An 8,289-nucleotide genomic window follows, 5' to 3' on the forward strand; every position below is an offset into this window, starting at 1 on the left:
GCGCCAGCCGCTGCGGCCCGGCCGCGGGTACGCGGGCCGCAGGCGGCGCAGCTGCGGGCGCACCGCGGCGAGGACCGGCGCCAGGGCCGAGAGGGCCGACGCGAACGCCGTCCGGAGCGCCGGGGGAAGCCCCCAGCGCCGACCGGACCCCTTGCGGGGCCGGCGGCGCGTGCCGGACGCCCCGCGGCGGCCCGACGGGGCGCCGCCGCTGCCTCCCGGGGTGACCTGACCGCCGCGTGACCGTCCTGTTCCGGACGTATCCTGCCTGCCCACTGCGAATGCCCCTCTGCCGTGCTTTTCCCGCACACCCTAGATGCACATGCTGTGAGCCGTGACGGGTGGTGGGTCGCTTCGCGCCGGACCCGTCCGCGGCCCCGCCGGCCGGCGGCCCGGCGCCGGCCGGGCCGCGAAGCGGAGGCAGCCGGCGGCGCGCACGGGGCGACTGCGGCCGGAGCGTGATCGCCGAAGCGGAACGCAAAGAAAACGTCGCCTACTTGTGCGAAGATTCCGTCCCCCGGTTCGTGTGGACCGGGTGACAAGGGGAAAAGTAGTGATACCAAAGAGGTTCAGGCTCGCCGCTGGTGCGGCCCTGACCGTAGCCCTGGTGTCGGGCAGCCTGTTCGCCTACTCCGCTACCGCGGAGCCCGGGCCCCACGACGCCGACCGCGCCACGGCAGACGCCTTCGGCCGCATAGCCGACGACGTGCTGTCGCAGCGCACCGACGCCCTCGTCGAAGACCAGGCAGGCCACCGCAATTCGGGGCATGCGGGGCATAACTCCTCGAAGACGCGTTTGTCGGACCAGCTGAAGAAGGACGAGGCCGCGGCGATCCAGTCGCTGAAGTCCCGAAAGACGCGGCTGGCGGAGCTCGGCGAGGCCTACACCGACGCCGACACCACGGTCGCCGTGGACAAGGCCACGGTGGTCGGCGGCAAGGCGACCGTCCAGGTCACCGAGCACACCACGCTCACCTACAAGAAGGTGCGCGGGGACGAGCCGGCCAACACGGACTTCAAGACGAAGTACGAGCTGACGCTCACCAGCAAGAAGGGCGGTGCCTGGGAGCTGACCTCGATCAAGTCCCAGGACAGCGGCGTCGTCGCGGTCAACGAGCCCGTGGCGGCGAAGGTGGCGACGGTCAACGACGACGGGAACCAGTACCCGGACGGCACGCCCGCCTCCACCAAGTACCCCGCCCCGGCCAAGCCCAAGGCCATGACCGGCGGTGCCTACGACTACGCCGCCATGGCGAAGTACGCGGAGAAGTACTGGAGCAGCTACAACCCGGCGTACCGGAAGTTCAGCGGCGCCGGCGGCGACTGCACCAACTTCATCAGCCAGGCGCTGAAGGCGGGCGGCTGGACGCCGGTTCCCGGCTCCTCCTCGGACTACCGCAACTGGTGGTACGACGGCACCCGCCAGTCCGACTCCTGGGTCGGCGTCAACGAGTGGGCCTGGTTCACGCTGTCCAACCAGCGGGCCGCCAACCTGGCGAACGTCTACCAGGCGGACGTCGGCGACATCGTGCAGGTGGACTTCAACAAGGACGGGTCCAAGGACCACTCCATGATGGTGACGTACCGCAGCGGCGCCGGAATGCCGTACCTCACCTACCACTCCACCAACACGTACCGGAAGTCGCTCGCGAGCATCATCGCGTCCTACCCGAACGCGCGCTACTTCGCCTACCGCACCTGACCGGTGCCGTTCGACCCCTCCTGCCGCGGAGCCACCCGGCAGGAGGGGCCTTCGCCATATCGGCGTCAATGCCTTGCCGCACCCGCGCACGCGGAGGAACCGCCGCCGGGCGCACCGCCCTTGCTCCAGCAGTCCCTCACGGCCGAGAGCGGCTCCCCGATCGGCGCCGCCTGCTGGACCTCTCAGCTGCAGACCAGCTCCGCGGCGAGGCTGCGGGCCTCTGCGAGCCAGGCCGCGCGCTGTGCCTCCGAGGAGTCGGTGACGGTACGGAAGACCCGGCGCCGGACGTCGGCCGCTCCGACGTAGGGCAGCACGCACGCCGACCAGATGCGCTCCAGCGGATCCCCGAACTCGCCCGCCTCGCGTTCGGCGGGAGTGTCGGAGGTGTTCAGCACCAGGGCCCGGCCGGCCCGCAGCAGCCCGGCGGGTTCCCCGTCGGCCGTGCCGAGCTTGTAGGCCACCCCCGGGACCAGCACCCGCTGGATCCAGCCCGCCAGCACCGCCGGGGGCATGCCCCACCAGTTGGGGTGGACGAACACCAGCGCGTCCAGCCCGGCCACCTCCCGGCAGTGGGCCGCCACCTGCCCGTCGGCCGAGGCGCCCGCGTCCTCGACCGTCCCGGTCTCCGCCGCGGTCAGGGCCGGCGGGAACCCCTCTGCGCACAGGTCGTGTACGACGACCTCGCAGCCGTGCGCCGCCAGTTCCTCCGTCACGGCCGCGAACAACGCGTGGTTGAAACTCCCCGCCCTGGGATGTGCCAGGTACGCGCCGACCCTCATCCGCTTCCCCCTCTTCCGAGGCCCTCCGCCCGGCGGGTGTGGGCCGCTTCCTGCGCCCTCGCGCCGCCTTGACGCGCGGGGCGGTCCTGGGCGAGCGTACGCGCAGGCGCCCGGCGAGCGGAGGTCACCCGTGGGCGAGAACAAGCGGCGCATGCTGGCCGGCGACTGGTACCTCCCGGACGATCCCGAGCTCGCCGCCGAAACCCTGCGCCGCACCGAGCTCTGCGCGCAGTACAACGCGCAGGGACCGCTCACGCCCGAGGAGCGGGACGCCCTCCTGCGGCAGCTGCTCGGGTCGGTGGGCGAGGGGGTCCGGATCCGGCCGCCCTTCCACTGTGATTTCGGCCGGTACATCCGGATCGGCGCCGGTACGTTCGTCAACTTCAACGCGGTCTTCCTCGACACCGCCCCGATCACCGTCGGCTCGGACGTCCAGATCGGGCCGAACGTCCAGCTGCTGACGCCCGTGCACGCCCTCGACCCCGAGCTCAGGCGGGCCGGCTGGGAGCGCGGCCTGCCGGTGACCGTGGGGGACAACGTCTGGCTGGGCGGCGGTGCGATCGTCTGCCCCGGCGTCACCATCGGGGAGAACACCGTGGTCGGTGCCGGATCCGTGGTCGTCAAGGACCTCCCGCCCGGAGTGCTGGCCGTCGGGAACCCCGCCCGGATCGTCCGCGCCCTCGGCCCCGACGAGTCGGGGCCCGGCCGCCCGGCGCGGGGCGGTGCCGCCCCGGGATCCTGACGGCTTGCGGGGGCCCGGCGGCTGTCCCATAGTCCGAGATATGGACGCGCGCGAGGCCGCGCTCCGGCAGGCGTACGACCACGCCCTGCGCTGGCTGGCCAGCCTGTCCGACCGCCCGGTCCCCGCCCGCGCTGCGGTCGACGAGATCGTACGCGCGCTCGGCACCGCACTGCCCGACGGTCCGAGCGTCCCCGCCGAGGTCGTCGACCTGCTGGCCACCGCCTGCGAGCCCGGGCTCACCGCCTTTCCCAGCGGCCGCTTCCACGGGTTCGTGGTCGGCGGCACGGAACCGGCCGCGCTGGCCGCGGACTGGCTGGTCAGCGCCTGGGACCAGAACTGCGTGATGCGCGCCGCCTCGCCGGCCTACTCGGCCGTGGAGGACATCGCCGGCGGCTGGCTGCTCGATCTGCTCGGCCTGCCCGCCGGCAGCGCCGTCGGCTTCACCACCGGCGCGACCATGGCGAACTTCACCTGCCTCGCCGCCGGACGCGACGCGGTGCTGGCCCGCGCCGGCTGGAACGCCGCCCGCGACGGGCTCGCCGGTGCGCCGGCCGTGCGCGCCGTGGCGGGCCGGGACCGGCACATGGCCGTCGACCTGGCGCTGCGCTACCTGGGCCTCGGCGCACCGGAAACGGTGCCGACGGACGACCAGGGCCGCATCGACCCCGCGGCCCTGTGGCGCACCCTGGCGGCCGGGGCCGCGGGCGGCCCCACGCTCGTGGTCCTCCAGGCCGGGGAGATCCACACCGGGGCCTTCGACCCCTTCGCCGAGGCGATCCGTGCCGCGCGTGAGGCGGGTGCATGGGTGCACGTCGACGGCGCCTTCGGGCTCTGGGCGGCCGCCTCCCCGGCCCTCGCCCACCTGGTGGCCGGCTGCGCGGACGCCGACTCGTGGGCCACCGACGCCCACAAGACCCTGAACGTCCCGTACGACTGCGGGCTCGCGATCGTGCGCGACCCGGCCGCCGTCCGGGCGGCTATGGGCCTGCGCGGCGATTACCTCATCCAGGCCGACGAGGGCGACCCCATCGACAAGGTCCCCGAGCTCTCCCGGCGCGGCAGGGCCTTCACCGTGTGGGCCGCGCTGCGGTCCCTCGGCCGGTCGGGCGTGGCCGACCTGGTCGAGCGGCTGTGCCGGCACGCCCGTACCTTCGCCGCCGGCATCGCGGAGATCGACGGTGCGACGGTCCTCAACGACGTCGTCTTCACCCAGGTGTGCGCCGAGTTCGGCAGCGAACTCCGCACCGAGCGGGTGCTCGCCCGGCTGCTGGAGGACGGCACGACGTGGATCAGCGGCTCCACGTGGCAGGGCCGGCGCGTCATGCGGATCTCGGTGAGCAACTGGTCGACGACGGACGAGGACGTCGGGCGTGCGCTCGACGCGATCCGGCGGGCCGCGGCCGCCTGACACGCGCGCTACTGCTCCTCGGGCCCGGGACGTCCAAAAGCAGGGGATATATCGTCCGCCCGGTCCGTGCGCGCAGGAGTCGGACGCGGCCTGGGGGGTAGGCGCGGGCCGTAGGAGAGGGGCCGGTTCACGGAAGGACGTGCGCCATGCTGGTGCTGGGTTTGCTGCTCATGGGGGCGACCGGAGCCTTCATCGGGCTGCTGATCGCGGACAACACCGACGGCCCGGTGTACCACGCAACGATCCTCGGCCAGGGGATCGCCACCGTGAACAGCCTGGCCGTCTTCCTCGCCGGGATCGCGCTGATGGTGATCCTCGGCCTCGCCTTCGGCATGATCAAGGCAGGATCCACCCGGGCCGCCCGGCGCAGGGAACTCCTGCGGGGCGCCCGTCGGCCGGCGCCGCGGGCGGCGCCCGAACCGTACGAGACGCAGGAAGCGGACGGGCGCAGCGACCTGCGCGAGCGGCCGGACGCGGCGTCAGGCCAGCGGGACGGGAGCGCGCGGAACGGGAGCGCGCGGAACGAGAGCGCCATGGACGACACGGCCGACGTGGACGGGCGGTCCGGCCGCGAGGACGAGGCGGCAGCCGCCGGGACCCGGCGCTCCCGCAGGCGCCTGCGCTTCGGGCACTGAGGTCGAGGGCGTGCGATGGGGACCGCCGAGGTGACCGCCGCGCTGCTGCGGGAGCACGGGCGGACCTACGCCGACGAAGCCGGGATCACCCTGCGCGACAAGCCCGCACCGCTGTACCGGCTCCTCGTGCTGACGGTCCTGTGCTCGGTCCGGATCAGGGCGGAGACGGCCACCGCCGCCGCCCGGGAGCTGTTCGCGGCCGGACTGCGCACGCCCCGGGCGATGGCCGGATCCCGCTGGCAGGACCGCGTGGACGCCCTCGGGCGGGCGCACTACGTCCGCTACGACGAGAGCACCGCCACCGCCCTCGGCGAGGGCGCCGAGCTGGTGCTCGACCGCTTCCACGGCGACCTGCGGCACCTGCGCGAGGCCGCCGCCGGCGACACCGCCGAGCTGCGCGCGCTCGTGCAGGAGGTGCCGAGGATCGGGCCGGTGGGCGCGGACATCTTCTGCCGGGAGGCCCAGGCGGTGTGGCCGGAGCTGCGCCCGTTCTTCGACGAGCGCTCCTGCGCGACCGCCGCCGACCTGGGGCTGCCGCACTCGCCGGAAGGCCTGGGGAAGCTGGTGCCGCCGAAGGACCACGCCCGGCTGGCGGCGGCCCTCGTACGGGTGAGCCTGTCCAAGGAGGCGACGGAGGCCCTGCGGGCGGCATGACGCCCAAGCGTGGCTGGGGTCAGGCCAGCAGTGCGGCCGTGCACGCCTCCGTCAGCTCCTCGGCGTGCGGCGGCAAGGGCGTGTCGGCACGCAGGTGGCGGCGGACCACGGACAGCGGCAGGTCGATCAGGGCCAGCGCCACCCGGTCCCGGCCCTGCGCGTCCCCGGCCGGAACACCGAGGGCATCGGCGAGGGCGGCCAGGGAGGCGATCACCCGGGCGTTGCCCGTGTCGGCGCGGCGCCGGTGCTCCTCGGACCAGTCGGCGCGGCCGAAATCGGCCGCGCCGTAGAGCAGGAGCGAGGCTTCGTGCGGATGCTCCCGGCTCCAGGCCACCACGTACCGGGCAGCGGAGCAGGCGGCCCGGCGGGGCTCGGCGCCGCCGTCGAGGACGGCGAAGTAGCCCTCCTGGAAGCGCTCGACGGTCCGCAGCCACACCTCGGCGAGGAGCGCCGGGCGGCCGGCGAAGCGGTGGTAGACCGAGCCGCTCGGAGCGCCGACGGCCTTGGCGACCGCCGACATGGTCACGGCGGCCGGTCCGCCGGCAGCGGTCAGACCCACGGCGGCGTCGAGGAGGAGATCGGAATCGAAGCGGGGTGGTCTCGCCATGAAACAGAGAGTACCCTCCAATTTATTGGAGAGATCTCTCCAAAACTCGGAGGAGGGAGGACGCATGGGCGTCCACAACGTGCACGAGCGCCTGCTGCCCGCGACGGAGGAGGAGGTCGGGGCCCTCCTCGACACCCTCGCGAGCGGCGACGGCGACCGGCTGTGGCCCGGCCGCGCCTGGGCGCCCATGGAGTTCGACCGCCCGCTGGCCGCCGGCGCGGTGGGCGGCCACGGGCCGGTGCGCTACAGCGTGGCCGGGTACGCGCCGGGGCGGTGGATCCGCTTCGCCTTCACCGGGCCGCGGGGCTTCCACGGCTTCCACGAACTGGCCGTACTGCCCTCCGGCCCCGAGCGCACGGTGCTCCACCACACCCTCACCATGACCACCGGCGGCCCGGCCCGCCTCAGCTGGCCGCTGGTCTGGCGCCCGCTGCACGACGCCTGCGTGGAGGACGCCCTCGACCGCGCGGAACTCGCCTGCACCGGCACCGTGTCCCGACCGGCCCGCTGGTCACCGTACGTCCGCCTGCTGCGCGCGCTGGGCCGGCGCGTCCTGCGCACCCGGCGCCGGCCGGCCACCGGGTCGGCGGCTGCGTAGGTTCAGAAGGTCTCGTTCAGGGAGTCCGCCGGGCGGCTGCGCGCCGCCCGTGTCGCCGGCAGGGCCGCGGCCGCCACCGCGCCCAGGACCGCCCCGAGGACCACCGCGGACAGCACGGGCAGGGGCGGCAGGTGGGCGATGCCCGCGCCGATCCCGCTCGAGGCGCCCTGCCGGTCCACCAGCCAGCGACCGGACAGCGCTCCCACCGCCGTGCCGACCACGGCGGACACGAGCGCGGTGAGCCCCGCGGCCGTCACGACCACCGCCCCGATCTGCCGGGGTGTCAGCCCGATCGCCTTCAGTGCGAGCAGGTCCCGGCCCCGCTCGCGTACACCGGTGCCGATCAGCGTCAGCAGCTCGGTCAGCCCGATCAGCGCCAGCACACCGATCAGGGCGGCGATCACCGCGCGGGCGGGCTCCAGCCGGTCCGCGGGATTGGGCGTCTCCCGTATCTCCACTGCGCCGCCCCCCGCCCCGGCGAGCCTGCTGCTCACGGCCCGCGGGTCCGCGCCCTTGCGCAGCTCCACGGCGTGGAAGCCGGTCCGCAGCTGCGGATCGCCCTCCCGCAGCGCGTCGAGCGTCGTGGTGATGACGCGGCCGCCGGATTCGGGCTCGATGGTGCGGCCGACCAGGTGCAGGATCTGCGGGCGTCCCTCGACGGTCATCCGCACCCAGTCCCCGACCCGGACCCCGAGCAGATCGAGCAGCCCCTGTCCGGCCACCGCCTCGTCGGGTCCCTCGACCGCGCGCCCCTCCACCACCGCGGAGGGGTACGGGTGCCCGGCCGTGCCCAGCCCGCGGAGCGTGATGGTGCCGGTCTGGCCCGGTACGAGCGCCGCCGTCTCAGCGCCCGGATGGACCGCGGCCACGCCCGGGACCGCCGCGAGGGTCTTCTCCAGCTCCGCGTCCGACGGCCCGGCCGGCTGCTCCGCCCGTACGGTCAGTGCCGCGGGCAGCCCCACGCCGGCGGGCCGGCTGCGGAACTGGTCCAGCGTCGACCACGACACGAGCGCGACGGTGATGAGCGCCAGCGGCAGGGCCAGCCGGAGCACCGCCGCCGGCGTCCTGCCGCGGCGGTGGAACGCGGCACGCCACCCCAGGACGAGGGCGGGGGAGATCCGCATCCCGAGGGCCCGCCTGCCGAGCGCGGTCAGCGGAGCGGCGGAC

9 protein-coding genes and 1 pseudogene are annotated in these 8,289 nt (G+C 74.5%); 6 read left to right on the plus strand and 4 right to left on the minus strand.

Features of this window, described 5'->3' with window-relative positions; translation table 11 throughout:
- Positions 1 to 273 (minus strand): annotated as a pseudogene (locus AB0F11_RS36615) (hypothetical protein); the annotation flags it as partial.
- A gap of 331 nt (positions 274 to 604) precedes the next feature.
- On the opposite strand from AB0F11_RS36615, the gene AB0F11_RS36620 reads away from it, so the two are divergent.
- Positions 605 to 1,699, plus strand: coding sequence for an amidase domain-containing protein (locus AB0F11_RS36620; RefSeq protein ID WP_362183750.1), 1,095 nt, complete (start codon positions 605 to 607; stop codon positions 1,697 to 1,699).
- Positions 1,700 to 1,881: 182 nt separating this feature from the next.
- On the opposite strand, the gene AB0F11_RS36625 is transcribed toward AB0F11_RS36620, so the two are convergent.
- Complete coding sequence (locus tag AB0F11_RS36625) at positions 1,882 to 2,478, minus strand: NAD(P)H-dependent oxidoreductase (RefSeq protein ID WP_362183753.1); 597 nt, start codon at positions 2,476 to 2,478, stop codon at positions 1,882 to 1,884.
- Positions 2,479 to 2,608: 130 nt separating this feature from the next.
- On the opposite strand from AB0F11_RS36625, the gene AB0F11_RS36630 reads away from it, so the two are divergent.
- The 4 genes from AB0F11_RS36630 to AB0F11_RS36645 all read left to right on the plus strand — a co-directional run bounded on the left by AB0F11_RS36630 (position 2,609) and on the right by AB0F11_RS36645 (position 5,917).
- Positions 2,609 to 3,220, plus strand: coding sequence for a sugar O-acetyltransferase (locus tag AB0F11_RS36630; protein ID WP_362183756.1), 612 nt, complete (start codon positions 2,609 to 2,611; stop codon positions 3,218 to 3,220).
- A gap of 40 nt (positions 3,221 to 3,260) precedes the next feature.
- Positions 3,261 to 4,628, plus strand: coding sequence for a pyridoxal-dependent decarboxylase (locus AB0F11_RS36635; protein ID WP_362183759.1), 1,368 nt, complete (start codon positions 3,261 to 3,263; stop codon positions 4,626 to 4,628).
- 146 nt (positions 4,629 to 4,774) lie between these two features.
- Positions 4,775 to 5,263, plus strand: a complete 489-nt coding sequence (locus AB0F11_RS36640) for a hypothetical protein (RefSeq protein ID WP_362183762.1) — start codon at positions 4,775 to 4,777, stop codon at positions 5,261 to 5,263.
- Between the two features lie 15 nt (positions 5,264 to 5,278).
- On the plus strand, positions 5,279 to 5,917 hold the full coding sequence (locus tag AB0F11_RS36645) for an endonuclease (RefSeq protein ID WP_362183765.1): 639 nt from the start codon (positions 5,279 to 5,281) through the stop codon (positions 5,915 to 5,917).
- Between the two features lie 19 nt (positions 5,918 to 5,936).
- Here AB0F11_RS36645 and AB0F11_RS36650 read toward each other — a convergent pair whose 3' ends face one another.
- A complete protein-coding gene (locus AB0F11_RS36650) occupies positions 5,937 to 6,524 on the minus strand; it encodes a TetR/AcrR family transcriptional regulator (protein ID WP_362183768.1) in 588 nt (195 codons plus the stop codon).
- 64 nt (positions 6,525 to 6,588) lie between these two features.
- On the opposite strand from AB0F11_RS36650, the gene AB0F11_RS36655 reads away from it, so the two are divergent.
- On the plus strand, positions 6,589 to 7,122 hold the full coding sequence (locus AB0F11_RS36655) for an SRPBCC family protein (RefSeq protein WP_362183771.1): 534 nt from the start codon (positions 6,589 to 6,591) through the stop codon (positions 7,120 to 7,122).
- 2 nt (positions 7,123 to 7,124) lie between these two features.
- Here AB0F11_RS36655 and AB0F11_RS36660 read toward each other — a convergent pair.
- A partial coding sequence (locus AB0F11_RS36660; RefSeq protein WP_362183774.1) for an FtsX-like permease family protein occupies positions 7,125 to 8,289 on the minus strand: 1,165 nt, incomplete at its 5' end.

Source organism: Streptomyces sp. NPDC032472 (assembly GCF_040636955.1).
In the GTDB taxonomy this organism is placed as follows: Bacteria; Actinomycetota; Actinomycetes; order Streptomycetales; family Streptomycetaceae; genus Streptomyces.